At 51.6% G+C, this 25,348-nt stretch carries 21 protein-coding genes, 1 tRNA gene and 3 pseudogenes; 14 read left to right on the top strand and 11 right to left on the bottom strand.

The features are described from left to right. Positions 1-158: 158 nt before the first annotated feature. The 5 genes and pseudogenes from dptH to FD737_RS02780 all read right to left on the bottom strand — a co-directional run. Positions 159-5,207 carry a DNA phosphorothioation-dependent restriction protein DptH gene (dptH, locus tag FD737_RS02760; RefSeq protein WP_160832648.1) on the bottom strand — a complete coding sequence of 1,683 codons (5,049 nt, stop codon included), beginning with the start codon at positions 5,205-5,207 and terminating at the stop codon, positions 159-161. After that, complete coding sequence (gene dptG / locus FD737_RS02765; protein WP_160832649.1) at positions 5,188-6,543, bottom strand: DNA phosphorothioation-dependent restriction protein DptG; 1,356 nt, start codon at positions 6,541-6,543, stop codon at positions 5,188-5,190. The genes dptH and dptG overlap by 20 nt, the downstream gene beginning before the upstream one ends. Beyond that, positions 6,543-8,141, bottom strand: coding sequence for a DNA phosphorothioation-dependent restriction protein DptF (gene dptF, locus FD737_RS02770; RefSeq protein WP_160832650.1), 1,599 nt, complete (start codon positions 8,139-8,141; stop codon positions 6,543-6,545). Before dptF ends, dptG begins: the two co-directional genes overlap by 1 nt. 126 nt (positions 8,142-8,267) lie before the next feature. Next, positions 8,268-8,587 (bottom strand): annotated as a pseudogene (locus FD737_RS02775) (hypothetical protein); the annotation flags it as partial. Between the two features lie 63 nt (positions 8,588-8,650). Beyond that, positions 8,651-8,905: pseudogene (locus FD737_RS02780) on the bottom strand (ubiquitin carboxyl-hydrolase); the annotation flags it as partial. Between the two features lie 131 nt (positions 8,906-9,036). Here FD737_RS02780 and FD737_RS02785 point away from each other — a divergent pair. Together FD737_RS02785 and FD737_RS02790 are read left to right on the top strand one after the other, a co-directional pair. Further along, complete coding sequence (locus tag FD737_RS02785; protein ID WP_160832652.1) at positions 9,037-9,489, top strand: hypothetical protein; 453 nt, start codon at positions 9,037-9,039, stop codon at positions 9,487-9,489. Positions 9,490-9,606: 117 nt separating this feature from the next. Next, a pseudogene (locus tag FD737_RS02790) lies at positions 9,607-9,858 on the top strand (tyrosine-type recombinase/integrase); the annotation flags it as partial. Positions 9,859-9,873: 15 nt separating this feature from the next. Here the strand turns inward: FD737_RS02790 and FD737_RS02795 are convergent. Both FD737_RS02795 and FD737_RS02800 read right to left on the bottom strand, forming a co-directional pair. After that, positions 9,874-9,950, bottom strand: a tRNA-Arg gene (locus FD737_RS02795). 175 nt (positions 9,951-10,125) lie between these two features. Next, on the bottom strand, positions 10,126-10,629 hold the full coding sequence (locus tag FD737_RS02800) for a DUF1198 family protein (RefSeq protein ID WP_160832653.1): 504 nt from the start codon (positions 10,627-10,629) through the stop codon (positions 10,126-10,128). 176 nt (positions 10,630-10,805) lie between these two features. On the opposite strand from FD737_RS02800, the gene folD reads away from it, so the two are divergent. Together folD and ybcJ are read left to right on the top strand one after the other, a co-directional pair. Further along, positions 10,806-11,672, top strand: a complete 867-nt coding sequence (gene folD, locus FD737_RS02805; protein WP_034828233.1) for a bifunctional methylenetetrahydrofolate dehydrogenase/methenyltetrahydrofolate cyclohydrolase FolD — start codon at positions 10,806-10,808, stop codon at positions 11,670-11,672. Beyond that, complete coding sequence (gene ybcJ / locus FD737_RS02810; RefSeq protein ID WP_097117460.1) at positions 11,672-11,884, top strand: ribosome-associated protein YbcJ; 213 nt, start codon at positions 11,672-11,674, stop codon at positions 11,882-11,884. The genes folD and ybcJ overlap by 1 nt, the downstream gene beginning before the upstream one ends. A 174-nt stretch (positions 11,885-12,058) precedes the next feature. Here ybcJ and cysS read toward each other — a convergent pair whose 3' ends face one another. Further along, entirely contained in the window at positions 12,059-13,444 is a 1,386-nt protein-coding gene (gene cysS, locus FD737_RS02815) for a cysteine--tRNA ligase (protein WP_160832654.1), read from the bottom strand. Between the two features lie 218 nt (positions 13,445-13,662). Here cysS and ppiB point away from each other — a divergent pair, with 218 nt between their 5' ends. The 4 genes from ppiB to purK all read left to right on the top strand — a co-directional run bounded on the left by ppiB (position 13,663) and on the right by purK (position 16,646). Then, complete coding sequence (gene ppiB / locus FD737_RS02820; protein WP_034828227.1) at positions 13,663-14,157, top strand: peptidylprolyl isomerase B; 495 nt, start codon at positions 13,663-13,665, stop codon at positions 14,155-14,157. Then, positions 14,157-14,873, top strand: coding sequence for a UDP-2,3-diacylglucosamine diphosphatase (locus tag FD737_RS02825; protein ID WP_160832655.1), 717 nt, complete (start codon positions 14,157-14,159; stop codon positions 14,871-14,873). The genes ppiB and FD737_RS02825 overlap by 1 nt, the downstream gene beginning before the upstream one ends. Positions 14,874-15,075: 202 nt before the next feature. Then, the gene (gene purE / locus FD737_RS02830; protein WP_038648460.1) at positions 15,076-15,585 is read left to right on the top strand and encodes a 5-(carboxyamino)imidazole ribonucleotide mutase; all 510 of its coding nucleotides are present in this window, start codon (positions 15,076-15,078) and stop codon (positions 15,583-15,585) included. Further along, positions 15,582-16,646, top strand: coding sequence for a 5-(carboxyamino)imidazole ribonucleotide synthase (purK, locus tag FD737_RS02835; protein WP_160832656.1), 1,065 nt, complete (start codon positions 15,582-15,584; stop codon positions 16,644-16,646). Before purE ends, purK begins: the two co-directional genes overlap by 4 nt. Before the next feature lie 44 nt (positions 16,647-16,690). On the opposite strand, the gene ybbP is transcribed toward purK, so the two are convergent. Further along, positions 16,691-19,108: a putative ABC transporter permease subunit YbbP gene (ybbP, locus tag FD737_RS02840; protein WP_160832657.1), complete on the bottom strand. Its 2,418-nt coding sequence runs from the start codon at positions 19,106-19,108 to the stop codon at positions 16,691-16,693. Continuing rightward, the gene (ybbA, locus tag FD737_RS02845) at positions 19,105-19,791 is read right to left on the bottom strand and encodes a putative ABC transporter ATP-binding protein YbbA (RefSeq protein WP_160832658.1); all 687 of its coding nucleotides are present in this window, start codon (positions 19,789-19,791) and stop codon (positions 19,105-19,107) included. Before ybbA ends, ybbP begins: the two co-directional genes overlap by 4 nt. On the opposite strand from ybbA, the gene tesA reads away from it, so the two are divergent. The 6 genes from tesA (at position 19,759) to FD737_RS02875 (ending at position 24,922) form a co-directional block, all read left to right on the top strand. After that, entirely contained in the window at positions 19,759-20,385 is a 627-nt protein-coding gene (gene tesA / locus FD737_RS02850) for a multifunctional acyl-CoA thioesterase I/protease I/lysophospholipase L1 (protein ID WP_237448728.1), read from the top strand. The two genes, ybbA and tesA, sit on opposite strands and share 33 nt — an antisense overlap. A gap of 244 nt (positions 20,386-20,629) precedes the next feature. After that, the gene (locus FD737_RS02855) at positions 20,630-21,721 is read left to right on the top strand and encodes an acyltransferase (RefSeq protein WP_160832659.1); all 1,092 of its coding nucleotides are present in this window, start codon (positions 20,630-20,632) and stop codon (positions 21,719-21,721) included. A gap of 57 nt (positions 21,722-21,778) precedes the next feature. Further along, the gene (locus FD737_RS02860; protein WP_160832660.1) at positions 21,779-22,552 is read left to right on the top strand and encodes an SDR family oxidoreductase; all 774 of its coding nucleotides are present in this window, start codon (positions 21,779-21,781) and stop codon (positions 22,550-22,552) included. A gap of 79 nt (positions 22,553-22,631) precedes the next feature. Beyond that, the gene (locus FD737_RS02865; RefSeq protein WP_034828212.1) at positions 22,632-23,486 is read left to right on the top strand and encodes a co-chaperone YbbN; all 855 of its coding nucleotides are present in this window, start codon (positions 22,632-22,634) and stop codon (positions 23,484-23,486) included. Positions 23,487-23,549: 63 nt separating this feature from the next. Further along, on the top strand, positions 23,550-24,464 hold the full coding sequence (locus FD737_RS02870) for an SPFH domain-containing protein (protein ID WP_034828210.1): 915 nt from the start codon (positions 23,550-23,552) through the stop codon (positions 24,462-24,464). Next, positions 24,464-24,922 (top strand): NfeD family protein, encoded by a 459-nt coding sequence (locus FD737_RS02875; protein WP_097117592.1) that lies wholly within the window; start codon positions 24,464-24,466, stop codon positions 24,920-24,922. Before FD737_RS02870 ends, FD737_RS02875 begins: the two co-directional genes overlap by 1 nt. On the opposite strand, the gene cueR is transcribed toward FD737_RS02875, so the two are convergent. Continuing rightward, complete coding sequence (gene cueR, locus FD737_RS02880) at positions 24,898-25,314, bottom strand: Cu(I)-responsive transcriptional regulator (RefSeq protein WP_058960852.1); 417 nt, start codon at positions 25,312-25,314, stop codon at positions 24,898-24,900. The two genes, FD737_RS02875 and cueR, sit on opposite strands and share 25 nt — an antisense overlap. Between the last annotated feature and the right edge of the window lie 34 nt (positions 25,315-25,348).

Raw genomic sequence — 25,348 nt, forward strand, 5'->3', positions numbered from 1 at the left:
GCAGGCATAAGTAGAATTTTCTCCTAACCTGAATGCAGGGGGGATTACCAGTGCATATAACAACATCAAAGGATTATGAGGGGCCCTTTAGTCCCCTCGCCGCCAGCACGAAATTAACTAAATTTTTCAGAAAGCTAAGATCCATAGACCTACCAGGCTCAACCCTTAGAATTGTTCAGGCGGGATAACATCGAGGTAACCTTCACTTTCTTAACACTCATCTTCAACTGACCGTTATCCAAATGGTTGCCAACTGATAAACACTGTCCTTTGGATAGGTCTCCTAGTTGCTTTTCCCACTCAGCCTGCTTTGTACCTGGCATGCTCAGTTCAAGAATTTTCGCGTACGTCTTTGTCTCTGTTTTTGCTGGTGCAAAAATCAGCTTGTGACACGCCTGGAATAAACGATCTTGCTCATCTTTACGCAGCATACTTAGCGTTTGAGTCGCCAGAATTAGGGATACCCCAAACTTGCGTCCTTCCGTTAACATTTTGCCCAATGGGCTCTCCAGGCGATGATCGAGGTTCTGCACTTCATCCAATACAATAGGAATCGGTTTTTCCTTACTACCGTAACTACATGCGTAGGAATATAGATCCCAAAGTAAAAACTCAGTACAAAGCATTGAAATATCGTGGTTAAGCGACGCAAGTTGCATAATTGTTGAGCGGTGATGTTCACTCTCAAACACATCATTCCAACTTTTATCACTGTCAGATGAAAACAAGTTAGACTTAACAAGAGGAGCCAGCTTGCTTGCAAGTGCTGGTCCTGCAGTTTCTTCCTCGTTTAGGTCATCCAACATATTCTGTAAGCTATAAGCACTACCATATCGTTTGACACCAGATTCAATCACTTCATTGAGCACTGCGATCTGGCGCTCGCCAATTGTCGAATATACCTTGTTAAAAACAGAGGCTACCCTTCCAGCCACCATATGAGGCTTCTCTTCGAGAAAAATCCCGCCAAAATCTTGCTTTTGAGCTCTAAATGGCGACATACCAAATGGCTCATTACAAAGAATATTGGATTTCGGATTTGTTCGTTCAATAAACTCCGGCTCAAGGTGATTCGGCAAGAATCCGTTTGTATAATCAATAACCAGCGACCGAATTTGAGCATCGGCCAAGCTCATCAACAAACCTTGTATACAGTAGGTCTTACCCTGCCCTGAGCTACCAAAAATGATCAGGTGACGGTTTGCTAAATCCTTGTGCCCGTACTCCCAGAAAACTTTTTCGCCGGTAAGCGTATTCTGACCAATTTCAACTCGGCATTCACTCGCATAATTTGGGGTTGGCTCTGCAGCTAACTTTGACGGCTCCTCTGTTTGGAGGTTCGGTTTTAAATCCTCTGGCTTATCGACCACAACGTCTAATGGAACGAGCGACTCTCTTTTTTTCAAAGCTGTCTGCCCCACCAACATATACTCCGCCGGCACATGGCAGATCTGTGCGATGTCCTTTTCGTTCATTAATACTTGAAGCGGGTGTTGCACCAGTGAAGGCAGCAAAGACATAGGAAGGTCAACCTTCAACACGCCATCCTGCATGTTATAGCCAGGTTCGAAACAGCTTCCGCTTTCAAGGTGGCTAACCACCATACCTGCTGGATAGTTCTCAAGCTCCGCAATCGCGTAGTTACCGCGTAGCCACTCTTCTTTCTCTGCCAGCAGGGCTTCGAAATAGTCATTGCTGAATACGTTGTACAGACGGTATTTGTCGATTTGCATCAACACTTGGCGGATAAACAAGCCTCGGTATAGCTTCGACGCCAGTGTCTCGTCGCTCAAAAGCTCTGTTAGATAGCGGCGAAGCTCATTCGCTTGCTGTACTGCTTTTTTGTAGTCTGGCGTGGAGCCTGCTTTCACTTCGACAGGAAGCAAATAAAGGTTACCCTCTTTAAAGCCCACCAGCAGTATATCATCTGAAATCGCGCCTTTTTTATATCTCTGCACATTGCGTGAGAAGTCACTGTCGGTCATTTTCAGGCCGATGTTACCCGACACGCGGATCATTTCACCAACTGAGAGCGGAACCCAGGTGATATCAGATTGGTGTACCAGACACGTCGCAAATTTATAGGCGCCGATAATGCCAGTTCGCTCTTTGCGAATGGTGTCGTTGCAAGTCAACATCTTCAGTAGCCAATCACCATTGAAGGCATTGAACTCGTTAATCTGCTTGCCGCCACTTTGTGCAACCACCCTTTCGAACAAACCACGCTGTGCCGTCACGGTTATCGCATCGTAGCTGGCTGAGCTGGTGTACTGATCAGAATAATGAATAAGCACGATACATTGATTGGCGTGGAAGAAGTCTAGCGTCACTTTCGGGTCGATGATGGTGGTCCAAATCGAGCTGTCATAAGAGCGCGCTAGCAGAGATTTAAAGTCTTCACTGACCGCAAGAGCAGGAGCATTGGCCCCCGTGTATTGTGTGCTGGGCTTAAATGCTGGTTCTATTAACGAGCCAACATACTTCGCTATTTCCAAGTGTGGTTGGTTACTATATTGAATGTTTTGCAAACCAAATGCAGTGAAGTATGAGCCTTCATCACTTTTAGAAGCGTCGCCCGTCAGCAGACCATCACACGCAATACCACTAGGCATGTCGTCAACGCTCAAGGTCGTTAACTTCACGTTGTCGTTGTTTCTGAAAAAAGACAGGTGCGAGTAGGCTTGCCCTTCGCGTTCACTTTGAGCATTGGTAAACTTGCTGTAAGTTAGCCGGGTTCGCAGAATATCGATAATGGTGTCGGCATTTTCTCGCACTTTCTCTCGGTCCAATTCCAACCAAGACTTTAATTCTTCGTAATTGAACGTTTCTGCAAACTGGTCAAATGCATTGAAAACCAGCTCATCATCGTAGAGGTTGACATGAATTGATGCCGCTTTATCGAGGTTATCTTTTACATAGTCAACCAAACCGAGGAATAACTCTTCTGCACGATCTTGATTCACGGCATTCACCAACACACTCTTCTCTGAGCCGGTAAACAAGTGGCGAAACGCTTTTTGGAACTCGTTGATCTTTTCTTTAACCAGCTTGCGAACGAACTTCAGACAACTTTTCTGGTGAGGGACACTTTTAACCCAAAACCCGTTTTCTGTTACTTGCTGGTTGTAGGCAAACCCATGCTTGGGATGATAGACATACGGAAGCAGTCCACTTGGCCCCAAGCGATTGAACGTGACAGTTGGCAAGTCAGCAAAGCTGTCATCTTTTTGCATTTCATTACAAAGATTTAAGTAGTAAGCCAACACCATTGGGTGGAATGGCGAGTAATATTCTTCACCATTCTCGCGAACCAAACCGATTTGCATCACAAGCTTTTGCTCTTTGGTAAGCATGCCACCAGTTGGGATCGCGTTGAAATAATCAAGGAATGCATCCACGGTCGCTTTCACGAGTGCCGTAAATAAAGGCCCCCACGAAACCAACGAAATAGTTGTTCGTCGGCTCGCTAGATAGTCAAACAGTGCTTGGTATGCTGAGTGAAGACCGTCATCAATAGACCTTAACTGTTCCAACGCCATGCTGTTGGATTCCGCTAGGTAGACTTGCTTTTGCTGAACGAAACACTCTTCCCAACGAAGTAGGCTAATGCGCGGCTCCATGACGCGAAATTCACTATGATCGATCGCGACAACGTCTTTACTCGGATAAAGCTCGCCAAACACGTGATCGTCAAACAATTTGTGGAAGCGAGATTGGTTAAGCAGCAATGGGAAGGACAGGCTGCTTTCTACCTGTTCACCCTCAATATAAAATGTCAGGGAATTATCACCTGATTTCACCACAAAGCTGATTTCTTCTGACTCGTTGGCCAAAGATTCAAAATCGACAACACCAAATTCTGCGCGGTCAACCACTTCACCGACATCATCTAGGCTTCGGTTTGCAGTTAGCGCCGGGTTAATAACCAAGCTGTTGTCTACCGTTTTCAAGGTAAGGCGTTTTTTTGAAGGCTCAACGGCGAAAATGTTTTTGAATGCCTCGAGGTGAAACTCGCCTTTTCTGACAACCAAGCAACGGAAGTTATGGTGTTCAGAGGTATTGTCACGCTTCAATGCTAGCGTGAAAAACAAAGGCTCATTGGCATAACTAGCTGCTAGAGTAGCGTTTGCCCCTTTACTAGTTAGGCGCGTGCTGATGACTTCTTGTTTGCCAAGTGCATTCGCTGGCGAGACTTTAAACTGCTCTTTTCTTAAATCGCTGATGCCAGAAAAGCTCAGTTTAAGTTCAAACTCACTTTGCCCTTCTTCCAGTGCAATAATCAAGTGACGGTCACGCAATCCTGCTTTAGTTTCTTTTGGGTAGCGACCAATCACTTGCGCATTATTGGTCTCGTCTTCACCTTCATGCTTAAGGTTCTGAATCTTATTCCTTTTGATCTCTTCTCGATAAGTTTCAAACTCCACATCTTTCCAACCATCGTCAGAAAAATGTTCTTTGATAAACCTACTACTAAAGCCTTTCAGCCTTTCTTCGAGTTGCTGACCAAAATGCTCTACTTCAAACGACAACTCTTGGTAAAGCGTACGGTTTTCTTCTAGGCGCTGTTTGATCTGTTTTTTATTGCCCGATAACTCAGCAACAAAAGGATCCTCAAACATGCCTAGCTCGCTGAAACACAGTTCGCCATCCTCAACTGCCTTGTATAAAGACTCGAAACCGAACATGGTCGCACCATCTTCCAAAATCGCGTCAAATTGGTCGTCCAAAAGGCAAAGCGAAACGTCTCGAGATTTGTCAGATTGCTCAATAAAGCCACTAAGAGCGAATTTGATTTTCCCTGGACTCCACACCTGGCCAGACTGGCCAAGATCTTCCGCCGAGTTGATGAGAGTATCTAGGCGACTATTGTGAATCACCACCAGTGCACAGCCCTTCAACGGACCTTCCTGGCTTGCTATTTCGTCACGCAAATTAGAGATGTAGTTTTCGGTAAAGCCCGTTTCACACGCATCTTCGCTATGAAGCACTGGCACCACTTTGCAGTCTTCTAGGTCTAAATAGCTCAGCGCTACACCATTGCGAGCTTCGCTCTCTCCTCCTTTTCGCGCTAAGAGCGCATCGAAAAGTCGCTGACTATTAGCATGGTCAGGAGAGTTAAACTGGTAGCGATAGCCTGCGCGGATGTTTCCTTTCGCGTGCAGTAAAAACTGCTCAACCAGAAACGATTCAAATTGTTTTGCGCACATACACTGCATCTCCACTATCACTCATGCGTTCAACGTTGCCAATTCGCTCATAGAACTTAATAAGCTCTTGTTCTGTCTGCTTATCAACAAAAATCCCCCTTTGCTGTAAGCCAATTATCAGCTCATGGAAGCGAAGCTTTTCTTCCTTACCCACCACCAGGTTAGTAAGCAAAATAATGTGGTCTTGAGTGAGTACTAACACCCGACCAGAGCGACCACGAGCTTGCACGAAGCCAGTAGCCATGTTTTCTTCAACCGCTTTAATATATTTTTTGATAGTCCCCGGACGGTCGGTTTTAGGGTCTCTGAACTGTTCTTCAGCAAGCTTCAAAGCATATTCCAACCAATCAATTGCGGTTTCTGCTTTTTCAGGTATTGCTGTTTCAAGTTTTCTGTTGTGGCGAAACATTTTTGCGTAATTTTCAATATACCCAGCTAGATCACTCCGCTCTGAACTCTTAATATCCTTTGCCAATTGCCACAAAGGTTTTTTTAATTTTTCTGGGTTTGGTTGAAGATTTTCCAGCATAGAGAGGAAGGGAAACAGCTTGAAAGACGATTCGCTAAAAAGCTTGTAACCGTGCTTTTTGATATGGATACGTTCACTGCTGGCGCGCTCATGATCCATGATGAAATATAGCGGTTTCGCGGTTGGGGCTTCACCTGTTTTCCAATCCGACAACGATAGGCTTAATTGAGCCGTGTAAGCAAAGCCATAGAATGCCAAGAAACGCTCGAACTCATCCAACAGGTATTTCGGATAACCAGTTAAAAACTCGAGGTCACGTTTAAACGCCTCTGCTATATAGGGCAAATATGGTGACTCGGTCACTTGGAAGTCCTTGTCACGATCTGACTTTGTTTTGTCTAAAAGCGTTTTAAGAAACTCCTCTTCGAGGAAGTTCAAGTTAGATTCAAATCGTTCAATTTGCTGTCCTTGAAGTAAGTTAATAAACAAGGATGCCATTCTCATGTCGCGCGTGTACTTGTTATCTTGACTCTTCTGGCTCTTAAACAACAGAAACTCAGGGGTTACCGAGAATATATTTTCATTAGTGAAATACATATCTTCAAGTACACTCCAAAATTCCTCTTCACCCAATTTGTTTTGTAAGTTGTTTTTGCAATCCGCAGTAAAATCTTGGTAATTGTACTTTTCTATTTTTTTACAAAGTAATCCACGCAGGACTAAGCCCACGACTGATGACCAGTCAAAATCATTGCCTTGCGTACGAATGGGAATGTAACTGCTCAACGTATTCTTATTTTGGAACTTATCAGCTACCGTTTGTGGCAAACCGGCCTTTATCGGTAATGTGAAATTATCGGTCGTCATTAGTGCATACCACTCACTTCAAAATAGTCACTTTCTTCTTTCACGATTTTGTAGCGCTTATCGCCCTTGAGAATAAAAAAGGTCTCTTTTTGCTTAGCTACTGTCAGCATCTGTTCCAATGCTTCATCAAGTAACAAAACAGCATTTTTGTCGTGCTTGTTAGGGCGATACCCCTGCCCAATCTTGACCAAAAGCTCAAGTAGTTTGACGCTAATTGGCATTGGCTTAAGCGATTGTTCATCGACGTTCAGATACACATTGAAGGTGCCTATTTTTTCGAGTGTACTGTTTTGTATTGCTGAAAAATCGGCCTTAACTTCAAGAGACACCGCCGTTTTGTAGCCATTAAGCTCAGAAACTAAATACTCGTCTTTGTCGAGTGTTGGGGCATGACGATTACAATAGCGGTGAAGCGCTGCGATCAGCGTTTCTTTGTAGAAACTGCCAAGCAGTTTGCGCATCTTTCCTGAACCATCGAAATCACGATGTCGCATCCAGACAGATGCATAGGTTTCTACCAGATTGTTTGTGAACTCGTTTTGGATAGGCGTTACAAACTCATTGCTGAGCTCTTTGTCACCCCGAAGCAAATAGAAAAGGCGAAGAAAAGACGTTGCTTTGGTTACCTCGTAAAAACCAAGCTCGTTAATTTTAGATCTAAACGCATTGAAACGCTCATCTTCAATGCCCAGCTCATGCTGAAGCACAAACTCATCGACGGTGCGCGTATGCAGATTACTTGGGTCAAAACCCTGTATACGGGATAACAGCTCGTTATCACTGCCTGCAAACAAGTTGTCGAACAAGTAGCCATCCGCCGCGAGCAACTGGAAAATGAAATCCAGTAACGCTCGGGCCGTGAGGAACTGATCTTTGATAAGACGGGCTTTGAGTAATAAGCCGATCAGAGATTCCTGAACTGAAGGGCGACTCAGCAGCGCATAGTTTGCCGTCAGGCGAGTATGACCTAGAGATTTGAGCTCTTTGTCATAAAGCGCATAGAAAGGATTCTCAAGCGTTTGTGCTGTCAATCTTTTTAGAAATTTTTCTGCAAAGTCTGATGCACAGCCCTCAGCATTGAAGGTGAATTTTGGATAGTCTTCAAAATCCAAGAATACGTACTGCTTTGGAATTGCTGATCGCTTACGAGAGAGAAAGTCTCTGAGCACCTTTTTGATGTCGCTATGCTCTTTGGAACCTTCTTCTGCATAATTGCCGAGCATACCAACGTTAATACCCACAACAAGTGGTTTATGACTTTGCTTGAACTGGGTGAATCTTTGATCAAGAGCTTGAATGGCTGTCTGGCTTGGATTGAAGCTGTGAGTCGCATCCAAATGGAAGTCATGAGTCACTTTGTGCTTTTGGCTGTACTGCGTCAAGATCTCAGACTTGCCATCACCACTACTTCCGCATAGGAAGATGACTTGATTGGACTTAGCAGATAGGAGTGCTTTTTTAAAATCCGCTTCTATATCTGTCGTGATGTATATGTATCTCTTGAATCCAACGAGGTGATCTTGATAGTGCTCTCTCTCGGTACTGACCGCATACGGTGAAGACTTTGAGAGAATGCTGAGAGCTTGTGCAAATTTCAACGGTCATTATTCCTTTAAATAATCAATAGGTTAAATATTACTAAAAAATGCACTGTATCACTGTGATTTCAATACGAATATAGAGTGTCATCATAATGGACAAAAATCGATGAAAGAGACTGTAATTTAAATTGTGTATCTGCCTGTTTTTGATATGTTCCTCCTGTGACCTGCTCCCCGGTTGATCTTCGCATAGTCAAACGGCGTAATCCCTTTCTCCCGGTTCGCATCCAGAAAATCAGCCCACCACTGCAACATTAGCTTGCGCTCATCCAGAAATTCCGCTTTATGGATATACGCCTCCCTCACCGAATTTCGTTCCATATGGCTCATCTGCCTTTCCATCGCATCCTTCAATCATAGTCCTGACTCAATTAACCAGCTACAGGTCATTGTGAGGAAACCGTGGCCGCAAACCTCAACTTAGTGTCATAGCCCATCACCTTTGTCAGCCTCGGCATCATGCTGCCATCAGATGATTTGCCGTCGATGTCTTGATAAATTTTGTCATCGTATTTCTTCGGAGCCATACGCGCGAGGATAAATTTAAAGGCATCAAGTTGCAGCCTTGCCTTTACCACCGCAGCACCTTCTGCTGCGACGTCAGCAACGATTTCGAGCATTTCTTTAAACATCGCATCAGCCCGGCTCTCTGTGGCCCTCTCGTACTGGTCGCGAAACTCTTTGTTATCGCCAATCCAGCGAAATACGGTTGCCTTGTTTGGCATTCCTGGTCGGGTACACACGCTGCGCAGGCTTTCATCTTCGGCAAGCTTCGATCAGATGTCGGCAGCAAACTCGGGTAGAAAATCAGAAGGGCGGCCCGTTTTTTGGTCACCATAATTCACCTTAAACATTTCTCTCAGCCTACCGATACCCACCTACAGGAGGCTTTATGGATTCTATATTTTTGATATTCGTGTTTTTGATTGCTGTTCTAATGCGTATTAAGAGGAAAATAAAAAACAGAACTCGATACTTTCCACTTTTCTCTGCTGTGAGCCACGGTTCTAAACCAGCCACGCTGCACATGCGATTTGTAAATTGTCCAGTTGGAAAAGGTGCAGTGCTAAAGATTTTCGATGAGCTGAAAATGACCCTAATCGAGATGCAAGGACTTGGATATCAGCAGGTGAGCTTTGTAACACATATGTGCCGCGAAGGAGGAACTCAAGAACTAATGAAATTCATGAGCGCTCATCAGATGACATGCGAGCAAAAGGCATTTCGTAAAACACCGATGATCCATATCGTCCTAAATAAAGTCGTGATGTTCTTCCGCAAAAAACGATGGCCAAAGATATCGCCTGTATCGCTTTATATAACCATCAGGTTAGCAACTGACTGAACTCCTCTTTGACTACGGCAGTCTTACCGGAGATCTTCCGCACGGCAAAGTTGTAGCCAGCACGCACAACGCCGACCAGCTGGTATCCCCAAATCCAGTACCAGCACTGCACTTTAACGGGCAGGCATTGAGGATTTTCGTTTCCACGATCTGAGGCACACATGGGCGAGTTGGCTTATTCAGGCCGGGGTGCCATTGTCCGCATTGCAGGAAATGGGAGGCTGGGAAAGTATCGAAATGGTGCAGCGTTATGCTCACCTGGCACCGAATCATTTAACGGAGCACGCGAGGCAAATTGATGCGATTTTTGGCAGCCGTGTCCCAAATCTGTCCCATGGGGAAAATTTGAAAGTGGAGGGTGAGAGATAACTTATTGATTTGGCTTGGCACGCCCTACAGGATTCGAACCTGTGACCTACGGCTTAGAAGGCCGGTGCTCTATCCAGCTGAGCTAAGGGCGCATAGTGGTTGCGTCGGATTATACGTTTGCACGCTCTCGCGTCAACGTTTTTGCCGCCCTGCGGCTCCAGAGTGTTGAATCATTGAACAATTCGTCCTAAAGACCGAGTACTACGCCACACGTCGCGCGCCATCAGCCCTCAATACCCATGCCTATACCCAACACTCCCCCGCTCATCAATGCCGCTTACGCCACTCGCTCATCGACACCAAATTACTCACCTCGCCAGACTCCCCTTCCAGCTCGATCCCCTGCTGCGTAAACCGCGCATTATACTGCTCGCGCAGCGCATGCAGTTCCGCACTCTCCGGTTCCAGCTGCCTCAGAAACCCCAGCGCCAGCAACAGTTGCTGCCGCGAAATCAGCCCTGAAAATCCAGCCTTAGTCAGAATCCCATGCCAGCGCACTGCGTTCTCGTCGCTGCCATCGACAATCAACACCTGCCAGATCAGCATCACCGCGGCGCCGTTGCCCAAATGGGTTTCATTATCGCCCGCGATGTAATCGGTGAACTCTTTGGCCGCATCCTTACCCATCAGCGACAGCATCGATTCGATGTGCACCGGCGGCAGTTGCAGCCTTTTACTTAGCGCCTGCGCGGCATGGCGCGAACCGGCCGTCAGTAGTTGGAACCCTACAACAAACACCACCGCCAGCGTGGCGAGTATTAACCAAATCATCACGGCATCCACATAATTTCCTGAGGGACATAATACGCGTTAAGGCGGCCTCACGTCACTGCGGAAAGTCGTGAAACGCACAGGCGAAATGAATCTCTACCTGACAGCCGCACGCGCTTCTGACAGAATAGGCGCCAATCCCCGATTTAACTCTCTACAGATGGATCTCCTCTCTGATGGCAGCAAAAATTATTGACGGTAAAACGATTGCGCAGCAGGTGCGCCTTGAGGTTGCCGAAAAAGTACAGCAGCGTCTGGCAGCCGGTAAACGTGCGCCAGGTTTGGCAGTGGTGCTGGTGGGTGAGAACCCCGCTTCGCAGATCTATGTCGCCAGCAAACGTCGTGCCTGTGATGAAGTGGGCTTTATCTCCCGCTCTTACGATCTGCCTGCGACCACCAGCGAAGCCGAACTGCTGGAACTGATCGATACGCTGAACAATGACAGCGAAATCGACGGTATTCTGGTTCAGCTGCCGCTGCCTGCCGGCATCGATAATGTCAAAGTGCTGGAACGTATCGTGCCGGACAAAGATGTCGATGGCTTCCATCCGTACAACATCGGTCGTCTGTGCCAGCGTGCGCCAAAGCTGCGTCCTTGTACGCCACGCGGCATCGTCACGCTGCTGGAGCGCTACAATATCGATACTTACGGCCTGAACGCCGTGGTGGTTGGCGCATCCAATATCGTCGGTCGTCCGATGAGCATGGAGCTGCTGCTGGCGGGCTGCACCACCACCGTCACGCACCGTTTCACCAAAGATCTGCGTCATCACGTTGAGCACGCCGATCTGCTGGTGGTGGCGGTCGGTAAACCAGGCTTTATTCCGGGTGACTGGATCAAGCCAGGCGCGGTGGTGATTGATGTTGGCATCAATCGTCTGGAGAGCGGTAAAGTGGTGGGCGATGTGGATTTCGCGAGCGCTTCTGAGCGTGCGTCTTATATCACCCCGGTTCCCGGTGGCGTCGGTCCAATGACCGTTGCGACCCTGATTCAAAATACATTAGTCGCGTGCGAAGAGTATCACGACGTGGAGGAGGCATAATGGCCAGTTTTTCTTTGGGCGAACATGCTCACGTTGATTTGTGTGACCTGCTGAAACTTGAAGGTTGGGTGCAGAGCGGTGCGCAGGCAAAAGTGGCTATCGCGGATGGCGAAGTGCGTGTTGATGGCGCAATCGAAACGCGTAAGCGCTGCAAGATTGTGGCAGGCCAGCAAGTTGAGTTCGCCGGTTATAAAATTACCGTTGTAGCTTAAGCATTCAGGCAAATAAAAAAGGGGCGAACTGCGGTTCGCCCCTTTTGCTATTCTGCGGCTGGTAAATTCCGGTACGCATCAACGTGAACCCTGCGACCTGAGAATTCGGGTGCTGATGACAGCGCACCCTTCAAACTGCCTATTCGAGTGCCGACAAACGCGCACCCGACGCTATCACTTACGACGCCAGCTCGAACCCTGCGGACCATCTTCGACAATCACGCCCAGCTCATTCAGCTTGTCACGCGCCACATCCGCCTGTGCCCAATCTTTTGCGGCACGCGCATCAGAACGCGCTTTGACCCAATGCTCGATTTCCGCCACTTCGTCATCATTCACCTGCGCACTGCTCTGCAGGAATTGCTCTGGATCCTGTTGCAGGATGCCGAGCACGTTCGCCAGCTGACGCAGTTTCGCGGCCAGGGCATCAGAGGCGGCTTTGTCTTCGGTTTTTAGGCGATTAACTTCACGCGCCATGTCGAAGAACACCGAGTAGGCTTCCGGCGTGTTGAAGTCGTCATCCATTGCAGTGCGGAAGCGCGCTTCGAACTCTTCGCCGCCTGCTGGCGTGGCGCTGGCATCGGTGTGACGCAGCGCGGTATAGAGACGCTCCAGCGCCGCACGTGCCTGATTGAGGTTATCTTCGCCGTAGTTAAGCTGGCTGCGATAGTGGCCCGACATCAGGAAGTAACGCACGGTTTCGGCATCGTAATGCGCCAGTACATCGCGCACGGTGAAGAAGTTGCCGAGTGATTTCGACATCTTCTCGCGGTCGACCATCACCATGCCGGAGTGCATCCAGTAGTTGACGTAATCGCCTTCGTGCGCACAGGTTGACTGCGCCACTTCATTTTCATGGTGCGGGAACATCAGATCCGATCCACCGCCGTGGATATCGAAGTGATTGCCGAGTTGTTTGCAGTTCATCGCGGAACACTCAATGTGCCAGCCCGGACGACCGTTGCCCCACGGTGAATTCCACGCGGGCTCGTTAGGTTTGGACATTTTCCACAACACGAAGTCCATCGGGTTGCGTTTGATTTCGGTGATTTCAACGCGCGCGCCCGCCTGCAACTGAGTCAGATCCTGACGTGACAGCACGCCATAGCCTTTGTCGCTCAGCACATCGAACATCACGTCGCCGTTATCGGCCACATAAGCGTGTTTGCGTTCGATTAAACGCTCGACCAGTTCGATGATTTCAGGGATATGGCGCGTGGCACGCGGCTCCAGATCCGGCGGCAGAATGCCCAGTGCATCAAAATCTTTGTGCATTTCAGCGATCATACGGTTGGTCAGCGTTTCGATGCTCTCACCGTTTTCGTTGGCACGTTTGATGATCTTATCTTCAATATCGGTAATGTTACGCACATATTTGAGCTGATAGCCCACATAGCGCAGATAACGTGACACCACATCAAATGCAACGAAGGTACGCCCATGGCCGATATGACAAAGGTCATAAACCGTAATTCCACAGACGTACATGCCGATCTGACCAGCGTGGATCGGTTTGAATTCCTCTTTCTGACGGCTCAGGGTGTTATAGATCTTCAGCATTGAACGATTCCGTTATTAACGTTTGCGGGATACGCCTTTCCAGCGTAGCTGGGTATTGTGCCGTATTTTTCTCAGTTGTGCATCGCTCGCTTACCTTCTGTGGCTGCCTTACTGACGAGCCATCGGAATTTGTGATATAAGAGGCGTCTACAAAAATGCCCCGCCGCTTAGCAGGCGCGGCAGTTGATACTGACGACACCCGTAACAGGACGAATATAATGGTCACTTTCCAGACGAACCATGGCGACATCGTAATCAAAACCTTCGATGACAAAGCGCCGGCTACCGTGAAAAACTTCCTGGACTACTGCCGTGAAGGTTTCTACGACAACACCATCTTCCACCGTGTTATCAACGGTTTCATGATCCAGGGCGGCGGTTTTGAGCCTGGCATGAAGCAGAAGGACACCAAAGAAGACATTCGTAACGAAGCCAACAACGGTCTGAAGAACACCAAAGGTACGCTGGCGATGGCCCGTACTCAGGCGCCACACTCTGCGACTGCACAGTTCTTCATCAACGTAGCAGACAACGACTTCCTGAACTTCCGTGACGAAAGCCTGCAGGGCTGGGGTTACTGCGTGTTCGCTGAAGTGGTTGAAGGCATGGACGTGGTTGAGAAAATCAAAGCGGTGAAGACGGGCCGCAGCGGCATGCATCAGGACGTTCCGGTTGACGACGTTGTCATCCAGAAAGTGACTGTTAGCGAGTAATGTCGCGCACGCTGTTTATCGCAGATTTGCATCTGTGCACAGAAGAACCGGCAATGACTGCCGGTTTTCTGCATTTTTTGCAGGGTGAAGCGCGCGATTGCGATGCGCTTTACATCCTCGGCGATCTGTTTGAAGCCTGGATTGGCGATGATGATCCCAACCCTTTGCATCGTGAAATCGCTGCTGCACTAAAAGCCCTGCCAATCCCCAAATTCTTTATCCATGGCAATCGAGACTTCCTGCTCGGTAAGCGTTTTGCACGCGCCAGCGGCATGACGTTGCTGCCGGAAGAGCAAGTGCTCAGCCTGTACGGTCATCGCGTGCTGATTATGCATGGCGATACCTTGTGCACTGACGACGAAGGCTATCAACGCTTCCGCGCCAAAGTGCATCAGCGCTGGCTACAATGCTTGTTCCTCGCCCTGCCGTTGCGCATCCGCATGCGCATTGCCGCACGTATGCGCGCCGACAGCAAGCAAGCCAATCAGCACAAGTCGATGAGCATCATGGATGTTAATCATCAAGCCGTGATCGATACGATGACGCGCCAGCAGGTGCGGATTCTGATTCACGGGCATACTCACCGTCCGGCGGTGCATGAGCTGATTGTGCAAGGTGAAAGCGCCCAGCGCGTGGTACTCGGTGCCTGGCATGAAAAGGGCTCGATGATTCAGGTCGATGCCGATGGCGTGCAGCTGATCGAATTCCCGTTTTAAAATCGAATCCTGAAATAGTCGGGCGCGCCAGTGCTCGGCACTCAGCGGGATGAAGATTCATCATCTGCCCATCTTCACGCACCATTGCCCGTTTTCCGGCCACGCAACCGTTTTCCTTGCTCTCTTCTCATGCTATTCTCTGTGCCCTTCTTTACCTGCCCGCCCGGCCAGGTTCGTTTGACTATTCACAGGAGTTGACCGCATGTCATCCAACGCCACCCCGGCTCGTATCGCCATCGTCATGGGTTCTAAAAGTGACTGGGCTACCATGCAGTTCGCCGAGGAAATTCTTAACAGCCTGGATGTTCCGTTCCACGTTGAAGTGGTCTCTGCTCACCGTACGCCAGACAAACTGTTCAGCTTTGCCGAAACCGCCGCAGATAACGGTTTCCATGTGATCATTGCCGGAGCGGGCGGTGCTGCGCATCTGCCGGGCATGATTGCTGCCAAAACCCTGGTGCCAGTGCTGGGCGTGCCGGTACAAAGCGCCGCGTTGAGCGGTGTGGATAGCCTCTACTCCATCGTGCAGATGCCGCGCGGTATTCCTGTCGGCACATTGGCGATCGGTAAAGCCGGTGCGGCTAACGCTGCACTGTTGGCGGCACAGATTCTGGCGGTGCATGACAAAGAGCTGGCGGCGCGTCTCGCCACCTGGCGTCAAACCCAGACGGATGAAGTGCTGAACAACCCAGATCCGCGGGTGGATGCATGAAACCGGTTTGCGTACTCGGCAACGGTCAGTTAGGCCGTATGCTGCGCCAGGCGGGCGAACCGCTGGGCATCGCGGTGTATCCGGTAGGTCTGGATGCTGAACCTTCTGCCCTGCCGATCGCCAAAAGCGTGATCACCGCAGAGATCGAGCGATGGCCGGAAACCGCGTTAACGCGTGAGCTGGCGTTGCATCCGGCATTTGTAAACCGCGATATCTTCCCGCGTCTGGCCGATCGCCTGACGCAGAAACAGCTGCTCGATCAGCTGAACCTGGCAACAGCGCCATGGCAGCTGCTGGCTGATAAAGCTGAGTGGCCGCAGGTATTCAGCTCGCTGGGCGAACTGGCGATTGTGAAACGTCGCACCGGCGGTTATGACGGTCGTGGTCAGTGGCGTTTGCGCGCCAACGAGACCGATTCTTTGCCGAATGAGTGCTACGGCGAGTGCATCGTTGAACAGGGCATTAACTTCAGCGGTGAAGTGTCGCTGGTTGGTGCGCGCGGTCAGGATGGCACCACGGTGTTCTATCCGCTGACGCATAACCTGCATCAGGACGGCATTCTGCGCACCAGCGTGGCATTCCCGCAGGCCGATGCTGCGCAACAGCAGCAGGCGGAAGCGATGCTCAGCGCGATCATGCATGAGCTTAAGTACGTGGGTGTGATGGCGATGGAGTGTTTCATCACGCCAGAAGGCCTGCTGATCAACGAACTGGCGCCGCGCGTGCACAACAGCGGTCACTGGACGCAAAACGGCGCGTCGATCAGCCAGTTTGAGCTGCATCTGCGTGCGGTGCTGGGTCTGGCACTGCCGAAACCGGTGGTGTTCGCGCCGTCGGTGATGGTGAATCTGATTGGTACTGACGTGAATGTCGACTGGCTGCAACAGCCGCTGGTGCATCTTCACTGGTATGACAAAGAAGTGCGTCCAGGCCGTAAGGTTGGGCACTTAAATCTCACCGATAGCGATCAGGCACGCCTCGCGGCGGCGCTGAACGCACTGGTACCGCTGCTGCCGGAAGAGTACGCCAGCGGAATTGCCTGGGCGGTTGAGAAGCTGTAAATGAAAAAGGCCGCGCAAGCGGCCTTTGATTTTTGTGCACTAGATTAAGCCGCTTCGAATCGCCTGAACAGAGGCTTCCCTTTCAGCAGTCGCACGCCCAACCAACCACCGCACAGCGACAACAACAGCGCGCCGCAAATCGGTAATGCCATCCACAAAGTCCAGTCCGGCTCCCACGGGAAATCGAAGATCTTACGCTGTAATCCCCACAGCGCCGCTTCTGCACCCAGTGCCGCTGCAATACCCGACACCACACCAAGCAAGGCAAACTCGCACCACAGCGTGCCGCGCAGCAGGCGTTTACTGGCACCCAGCGTGCGATACACCACCAGCTCTTGCCTGCGTTGACGCATACCGACCTGAATCTGCGCCAGCAGCAGCAGCACGCCGCACACCGTCACCAGCACCACCATGATCTCCAGCGCCTGACTCACCTGCGCCAGCACCAGACCGATCTGCTTCAGCATGCTGCCGACATCAAGCAAGCTCAGCGTCGGGAAGGCGCGATTGAGCTGCGCCAGCAGCGCCGGATTGCTGTCCATGCGGAAGCTGGTGAGCCAGGTTTGCGGCTGTTGGTCCAGCGCGCCCGGCGGGAAGATAAAGAAGAAGTTCGGCCGCAGGCTTTCCCAATCCACTTTGCGCAGGCTGGTGACTTTGGCGCTGAACTGTTGGGTATCACCGCTGAAGGTCAGCGTATCGCCAAGCTTCAGCCCAAGGCGATCCGCCAGTTCCACTTCCATCGACACTTCACCCGCTTTCGGTGGCCAGCTTCCGGCCAACAGCGGATTGTGATCCGGACGCTCTGCTTGCCACGTCAGATTCAGCTCGCGGTTTAGCGCGTTATCCATCTTCGGATCGGCTTCTTTGCCGTTCAGCTCCGTCAGACGCGCACGCACAATCGGATAGTAGGATTCAGGTTTAACGTGATGCTGATTGAGGAAGTCGCGCACCTGCGGCACCTGTTCCTGCGTCATGTTGAGCAGGAAGTAGTTCGGCGCATCCGGCGGCAACTGCTGCTGCCAGCGATCCAGCAGATCGCCGCGCATCACCAACAGTAACGCCAGCAGCATAAAGGAGAGCGAAAATGCCGCCAGCTGACTCAGCGTCATCACCGGCTGCCGTAGCAGACGATTGATCGCCAGACGCATCGCCAGATTGCGCACCACCAGCTTGCGCAGCAGCAACAGCGTGCCCCAGCCGAGCAGTGACAGCAGCAGCGCCAGCATCACCACGCCCGCCAGCAGCGCCCACAGCATTTTGCTGCCGCCCATCAATAACGCCAGCAGGCCAACCACCACCAGCGCCATGGCGGGCAGATAAAACCGCAGCGGCCAGACATTCGCCACCGCATCACGCCGGAGCACACGCAGCGGCTGAGTTGCCATCAGCAGCCGATAGGGGCGCAATCCCACCAGCAGCGAAATCACAAACATCGCGCCAATCGCCCACAGCCACGGCCAGAAACTGGCAGCAGGCAACGCGGCGGGTAGCACCGGTTTGAGCATCACCAGCAGGATGATCTCAATCCCCTGCCCCAGCACGCTGCCCGCTATCGCCGCCAGCAACAGCACCGCCAGCCACTGGCCGATGATCAGCCGTTGTAAGGCTTTGCGCGTCGCGCCCAGGGTTTTCAGCACTGCTACCAGATCGTAGCGGCTGCGGCAGTAATGGCTCATCGCCACCGCCACGGCGGCAATCGCCAGCATCAGCGTCAGCAGTGCCGATAACAGGAGAAATTGCTGGGCGCGTTGCATCGAGCGACCCAGCGCATCTTCGGAGTTCTCGACGCTGATCCAGCGCTCACCGGATTTTAACTGCGGCTGGATCCAGCTGTCATAACGCGCCAGCGGAGCCGGATCGCCGGAGAACTTGTAGCGCCAGCTGAGTCGACTGCCGGGCTGAATCGCACCGGTTTTATGGACATCCGCGAGGTTCATCAGCAGGCGCGGCGCCGTCTGGAACGGATTGAAGCCGCCATCCGGCTCCTGAATCACTTCACCGGCAATGCGCAGCGTGGTGTCACCGACATCAACATTGTCGCCAACTTTCAGATTCAGCAGCGCCAGCAAGCGTGGCGCGGCCAGCACCGTGCCCGCCTGCGGTTTTAATCCCGGCGGATCGGTCTGCAAGGTGCCGAACATCGGATAGGCATCGTCCACCGCTTTCACATCCGCCAGCTGCGGCGTCTGATCGGCGAAGGTCATGGTCATAAAACTGAGCTGACGACTGACGGAGAGCCCTTCATCGCGCGCTTTTTTCAGCCAGGCTTCCGGCGCGGGCGCGCTGCTGCGCAGAGTACGATCGCCCGCCATAAAATCACGGCTCTGCTGGCTCAGCCCTTTCTCCATGCGATCGCTGATCGAGCCCAGCGCCAGCACGCACGCCACCGCCAGCGTCAAAGCCAACCAGACAATCAGCAGTGACGGCGAGCGCCATTCACGCCAGAACCAGCGCCAAATCATGTCTCCTCCCACAGCTTGCCGTCGCGCAGGCGCAGCCGACGATAGCAGCGCGCCGCCAGTTGCTCATCATGCGTCACCAGAATCAGCGTGGTGGCGAAATCGCGGTTGAGAGAGAAAAGTAAGTCGGCGATGCGATCGCCGGTTTTGCGGTCCAGGTTGCCGGTCGGTTCATCGGCGAACAGCAAACCGGGACGGCCGCTAAACGCGCGTGCCAGCGCCACACGCTGTTGTTCCCCGCCCGAAAGCTGCGCGGGCAGATGATGCAGACGATCTTTCAGACCAAGTTGCGTTAAGAGATCCACCGCCTGGGCGCGGCTATCGCGATCGCTGTCACCGCGCAGCAAGGCAGGCAGCTGCACGTTCTCCAGCGCATTGAGCGTTGGCACCAGCATAAAGGACTGGAACACAAAGCCCACTTCCCGCGCGCGCAACGCGGCACGTTGCTCTTCGTTCATATTATGCAGCGGCTGGCCGAGAAGATTGACCTCGCCGCTGCTGCCATCATCCAGCCCGGCCAGAATGCCCAGTAATGTAGATTTGCCGGAACCCGATTCGCCAATCAGCGCAATGGTCTCAGCTGGTTTGACAACCAGCTCAACTCCGGTAAGGATGGTCAGCTGATGCTCTCCCTGACCGACGGACTTAGTAAGATGATGAACTGCAACAATGTTTTCCGCTGGCATTATCCCTTCCTGTTGTTATTGCTTCTGCTGGTGTCCCGCATCGCCGCCGCCGATACCTTGCTGGTACTGGGCGACAGCCTGAGCGCAGGGTATCGCATGTCCGCCACTGCGGCATGGCCCAGCCTGCTCAATAAAAGCTGGCAACAGCAGCCCCAGATTATTAACGCCAGCATCAGCGGAGATACCGCCGGACAAGGGCTGGCGCGTTTGCCTGGCCTATTAAAACAGCATCAACCCCGTTGGGTGTTAATCGAATTGGGCGGTAACGATGGCTTGCGCGGCTTCCCGCCTGCCAATATCGCGCAGGATCTGAGTAAAGTGATCGACGAAGTCAAAGCGGCTAAAGCGCAGCCGCTGCTGATGCAAATTCGTTTACCCGCTAATTATGGACGTCGTTATACCGAAGCGTTTAGCGCGATTTATCCGCAGCTGGCACAGCAGTACAACATTCCTCTGGTGCCCTTCTTTATGGAGCAGGTCTATCTGAAGCCGGAATGGATGCAGCAGGACGGTATTCACCCCAATCCGGATGCGCAGCCGTTTATCGCCAATCTGATGGCCAACGAACTGGCTCCGCTAGTAAAGCAGAATTAAAGCAGGCGTGTGATTTTTAACAGGTAAAGAAATGCAAACCCTGGCAATGGCGGCACAAATTCCATTCATGCGCATCTGCAGACCTGACGATGCGCAACATCACACTTCTTACTTAAACCAAATCATTATTTACTCATTCTTTGCACTCTTAACTTTTCGTGGTCACATCCTTAACGCAATGATATAAAAGGGCACAATTTAAGCCGTCTACTTGCGGTTGGCTACCACAGTTAAGAATAATTAAATGAATGCGAGTTATTTTAATAGTGTGCACGCGCTCAGGGGATTCGCTGCCCTCAGCGTGATGTTTTTCCATTTCCGCTGGAACATCAATGCAAAGTCATCTGGGTTAGGAGACTCATTATTTGGTTGGGGAGCCACCGGTGTTGACCTGTTTTTTCTGATTAGCGGTTTTGTGATTGTTTTAACCTTGAAAACGACACCCGCCACGCTTTCAGGAACGGTGCATTTTTTGAAGCGCCGCCTCTTCCGTATATTACCTGCGTACTACATTATTCTGATCATTACCTTTCTGCTCTCTGGCGCCATGAGCACCTTCCACTATGCAGATAAAACACAGAACCTCATAAGCGCGCTCACCTTTCAGCCGATATATCCTGAGCACGGTCCCTTTTATGTGGATGACAGTGGCATGTATGGAATTCGCTGGACCCTGAATTATGAACTCTACTTTTATCTTGCGGTGGGATTGCTTCTGGGATTACCACGTCGGGCTTTAGCTATCGCAATTTGGTTCGTCTTAACTCTCTTCGCCATCCCCTGGCTTGCCGGGAAGAACCTCAGCCTCGCAGAGCAAGGTTATGATTTAGGCAGTGCACAGCTTAACCTTGTCACTAATCCGATGATTTTATTGTTCCTGGTTGGAATGCTGATTGGGTTAAGCGTACCGCTACTACGTAAACTCAACTCTTATCTGATGCTGATCATGTTTGTCGCTTCGGTGGCCATGATGGTTACGCTATTTAGCCAGGGACTATTTGTCGGACATGGCTTAACCGGTTCAGGATGGATTTATGCACTTATTCTCTTATTCGCCGTTGCTTCAGAAGAGAGAATTGGAAAGCTTATCCCTCGCGCATGGCTTAAGTTAGGCGATATCTCATTTTCACTTTATCTGGTACACACCTTGATGAATGAAGGGATAGGTAAGCGATTGAATGACATGGGTATTGAAGAGGGTGTATTGCGTTTTTCTGTTTCGGTCACACTCTCTTTATTACTGGCATGGCTGGCATGGAAATACATTGAAAGGCCGTTTAATGCACTTAACAAACGAAGTGCTAGCGCGGCCGGCTTGGCCATAACTAAAGGTTGACGTCAGCAGTACAAATCACTGAATCTGTTATCAATCTCAAACAGCCTTACAGTGATTATGCAAAAAAATATTCTCATCACCGGCTGCTCCAGCGGCATCGGCTTAGCGGCCGCCAACGATTTGCAGTCTCGCGGTTATCGCGTGATAGCCGCCTGCCGTCGCGCGGATGATGTGGCGCGCATGGAGGCGCTGGGCTTTATTGGCGTGCTGCTCGATCTTGATGATGAAGCCAGCGTGGATGCCGCAGCCGACCATATTCTGGAATTGTGCGAGCATCGCTTGCATGGCCTGTTCAACAACGGCGGCTTTGGTCAATATGGCCCGTTGAGCAGCGTCTCGCGCGCGCAGCTGGAAAAGCAGTTCTCCACCAACCTGTTTGGTACGCACCAACTGACGATGCGCCTGCTGCCTGCCCTGCAAGCCAGCGGCAATGGGCGTATTATCAATACCAGCTCGGTGCTGGGGCTGATCTCCACGCCCGGGCGCGGTGCCTATGCCGCCAGCAAATGGGCGCTGGAAGCCTGGAGCGATGCGCTGCGCATGGAAGTCCGCGCTTCCGGCGTGCGCGTGAGTTTGATCGAGCCGGGGCCGATTGCCACGCGTTTCACCGACAATGTGCATCAGGGCGAGCAGGACAAACCGGTGCGCAATCCCGGCATTGCCGCACGCTTCACCCTGCCGCCGGAAGCCATTTTGCCCAAGCTGCGTCACGCGCTGGAAAGCAAACATCCGCGGCTGCGCTATCCGGTGACGCTGGTCGCATGGGTAATGAGCCTGCTGAAACGCTTGTTACCGGGCTGGATGCTGGATCGCATCTTGCGCAGCAACTGATCGACAAGCTAGATTTGAACTTGAAGCGGGGCAGCTTGCCCCCATATTCTCAACACACTTTCTGCAAAGAGACGTATTCATGTCACACGCTTTGATTATCGACATCAACGAATCCAATCTGCACCAGACGCTGGAACAATCCACGCAGATGCCGGTGCTGTTCTATTTCTGGTCCGATCGCAGCCAACACTGTCAGGAGCTGACGCCGGTGCTGGAGCGTCTGGCACAGGAGTATGCGGGTCAGTTCATTTTGGCCAAACTGGATTGTGATAAAGAGCAGATGGTGGCATCGCAGTTTGGTCTGCGCTCGATTCCAACCGTGTACCTGTTCCAGAACGGGCAGCCGGTGGATGGCTTCCAGGGCCCGCAGCCGGAAGAGGCGATCCGCGCGCTGCTGCAAAAAGTGCTGCCGCGTGAAGAAGAGATCAAAACCCATCAAGCGATGCAGTTGATGGAAGAAGGCAAACCGCTGGATGCGCTGCCGTTGCTGAAAGATGCCTGGGCGCTGAGCAACCAGAACAGTGAAATTGGTTTCCTCTTGGCAGAAGTGCTGATCACCCTGAGCCGCAGCGAAGAAGCAGAAGCGGTGCTGGCGGTGGTGCCATTGCAGGATCAGGACACCCGTTATCAAAGCCTGGTATCGCAAATCGATCTGCTGAAACAAGCTGCGGATACCCCTGAAATTCAGCAACTGCAGGAACAACTGGCAGCCGAGCCCGCGAATGCGGAACTGGCTGCTAAACTTGCATTACAGCTGCACCAGGTGGGCCGTAACGAAGAAGCGCTGGATCTGCTGTTCAGCTTCCTGAAGAGCGATCTCAGTGCCGGAGAAGGTCAGGTACGTAAGATGTTTCAGGAGATTTTGGCCGCGCTCGGCACGGGCGATGCTCTCGCCACACGCTATCGCCGCCAGCTGTACTCGCTGCTGTACTGATCGGTACCGCGCGTGCAACGGGCCGAACGACTCGGCCCGATAATCTGACAACCAGGAGGTTATATGTTGACTGTGATTCCCGTCATTATCGTGCTCGCACTCGTTACGGTATGGGCCGGTGTAAAAATTGTGCCACAAGGCTATCAGTGGACGGTGGAACGTTTTGGCCGTTACACCAAAACCCTGCCCCCCGGCCTGAGTTTAATTGTCCCGTTCATGGATCGTATTGGTCGCAAGATCAATATGATGGAACAAGTCCTCGATATCCCCTCGCAAGAAATCATCTCCAAAGATAACGCCAACGTCACCATTGATGCCGTGTGCTTTATTCAGGTGGTTGATCCTGCGCGCGCGGCCTATGAAGTCAGCAATCTTGAGCTGTCGATCCTCAATCTGACCATGACCAACATCCGTACGGTACTGGGTAGCATGGAATTGGATGAGATGCTGTCGCAGCGCGATAATATCAATACCCGCCTACTGCATATCGTCGATGAAGCCACCAATCCGTGGGGCGTGAAGATCACCCGTATCGAAATTCGTGACGTGCGTCCACCGCAGGAATTAATCGCGGCAATGAATGCGCAGATGAAAGCCGAACGTACCAAGCGTGCTGACATCCTTACCGCAGAAGGCGTGCGCCAGGCGGCGATACTGCGTGCTGAAGGTGACAAGCAGTCGCAGATTCTGAAAGCCGAAGGTGAACGTACTTCCGCCTTCCTGCAGGCCGAAGCGCGTGAACGTCAGGCGCAGGCGGAAGCCAACGCCACGCGTGCCGTATCGGAAGCGATTGCCGCAGGCGATATTCAAGCGGTGAACTACTTTGTGGCGCAGAAATATACCGATGCGTTGCAGAAGATCGGTGAATCTCATAACAGCAAAGTGGTGATGATGCCGCTGGATGCCAGCAGTTTGCTGGGTTCTATTGCCGGGATCGGCGAATTGTTGAAGGAGAGCCGTCAGGAGCGTAAACCGTGATCCTGATTGAGCTGATTGCCCATCCGCACTGGTTCTGGCTGACGCTGGGCGGCCTGCTGCTGGCGGCTGAAATGCTCGGCACCAGCGGTTATCTGCTGTGGAGTGGATTAGCGGCGGTGCTGGTCGGTCTGATTGAATGGCTTTTCCCGTTCTCGTGGACGCATCAGGGCATTTTGTTCGCGGTGCTGACGTTGCTGTGCGTCTATTTCTGGTATCGCTGGATGCGCTACCGCGAGGTTGCTCAGCAGCCTAACACCCTGAATCAACGCGGATCGCAGCTGATCGGGATGCACCTGACCCTTGGTAACACCCTTAAGGATGGGTTAGGCCATGTGCGCATAGGCGACAGCAGTTGGCGAGTGCAGGCGACAGAAGATTTGCCCGCCGGAACGCCCGTGATCGTCACCGGTGTGATCGGTATCACGCTGCAGATTCAACCGCGTTTCCCTTCGCCCTGATGGCAACAGCCCGCCAGATGATTGATGATCGGGCACTCGGCACTGTCATCGCCGGGGCAGGCTTCAGCAAGTTCCAGCAGTCGCGCGCGCATTGCATGCAATTCTTCGATGTGCGCAGCGATTTCATCCGCTTTCTGCAAGGTGCGCGCTTTGACATCCGCGCTGTGGCGTGCGGGATCGTTGAACAGCGTCACCAGCTCGCGGCATTCATCCAGCGTAAATCCGACCTGACGCGCCTGACGCAGCAGATTCAGCTCATCAATATGATGCGCGGCATAGCTGCGATAGCCATTGTCACTGCGTAACGGCGGCGTCACCACGCCCTTCTCTTCATAAAAACGGATCGCCTTGCTGGTTAGCCCGGTTTTTTTTGCCACATCGCTGATGTTCATCTTTTGTCTTCACCTCATGACCGCTTGACCTTCC

The organism is Pantoea sp. Seng (assembly GCF_009829935.1).
Classification (GTDB): Bacteria; Pseudomonadota; Gammaproteobacteria; order Enterobacterales; family Enterobacteriaceae; genus Pantoea; species Pantoea communis.

Bases quoted from the DNA above. Each gene is read 5' to 3' on its own strand.
- dptG (WP_160832649.1), bottom strand. From the start codon at position 6,543: ATGACGACCGATAATTTCACATTACCGATAAAGGCCGGTTTGCCACAA.
- ybbP (WP_160832657.1), bottom strand. From the start codon at position 19,108: ATGATTTGGCGCTGGTTCTGGCGTGAATGGCGCTCGCCGTCACTGCTG.
- FD737_RS02855 (WP_160832659.1), top strand. From the start codon at position 20,630: ATGAATGCGAGTTATTTTAATAGTGTGCACGCGCTCAGGGGATTCGCT.
- cueR (WP_058960852.1), bottom strand. From the start codon at position 25,314: ATGAACATCAGCGATGTGGCAAAAAAAACCGGGCTAACCAGCAAGGCG.
- FD737_RS02860 (WP_160832660.1), top strand. From the start codon at position 21,779: ATGCAAAAAAATATTCTCATCACCGGCTGCTCCAGCGGCATCGGCTTA.
- FD737_RS02870 (WP_034828210.1), top strand. From the start codon at position 23,550: ATGTTGACTGTGATTCCCGTCATTATCGTGCTCGCACTCGTTACGGTA.
- purK (WP_160832656.1), top strand. From the start codon at position 15,582: ATGAAACCGGTTTGCGTACTCGGCAACGGTCAGTTAGGCCGTATGCTG.
- cysS (WP_160832654.1), bottom strand. From the start codon at position 13,444: ATGCTGAAGATCTATAACACCCTGAGCCGTCAGAAAGAGGAATTCAAA.
- FD737_RS02865 (WP_034828212.1), top strand. From the start codon at position 22,632: ATGTCACACGCTTTGATTATCGACATCAACGAATCCAATCTGCACCAG.
- FD737_RS02825 (WP_160832655.1), top strand. From the start codon at position 14,157: ATGTCGCGCACGCTGTTTATCGCAGATTTGCATCTGTGCACAGAAGAA.
- dptH (WP_160832648.1), bottom strand. From the start codon at position 5,207: ATGTGCGCAAAACAATTTGAATCGTTTCTGGTTGAGCAGTTTTTACTG.
- ybbA (WP_160832658.1), bottom strand. From the start codon at position 19,791: ATGCCAGCGGAAAACATTGTTGCAGTTCATCATCTTACTAAGTCCGTC.
- tesA (WP_237448728.1), top strand. From the start codon at position 19,759: ATGATGAACTGCAACAATGTTTTCCGCTGGCATTATCCCTTCCTGTTG.
- FD737_RS02785 (WP_160832652.1), top strand. From the start codon at position 9,037: ATGGATTCTATATTTTTGATATTCGTGTTTTTGATTGCTGTTCTAATG.
- purE (WP_038648460.1), top strand. From the start codon at position 15,076: ATGTCATCCAACGCCACCCCGGCTCGTATCGCCATCGTCATGGGTTCT.
- folD (WP_034828233.1), top strand. From the start codon at position 10,806: ATGGCAGCAAAAATTATTGACGGTAAAACGATTGCGCAGCAGGTGCGC.
- ybcJ (WP_097117460.1), top strand. From the start codon at position 11,672: ATGGCCAGTTTTTCTTTGGGCGAACATGCTCACGTTGATTTGTGTGAC.
- FD737_RS02800 (WP_160832653.1), bottom strand. From the start codon at position 10,629: ATGATTTGGTTAATACTCGCCACGCTGGCGGTGGTGTTTGTTGTAGGG.
- ppiB (WP_034828227.1), top strand. From the start codon at position 13,663: ATGGTCACTTTCCAGACGAACCATGGCGACATCGTAATCAAAACCTTC.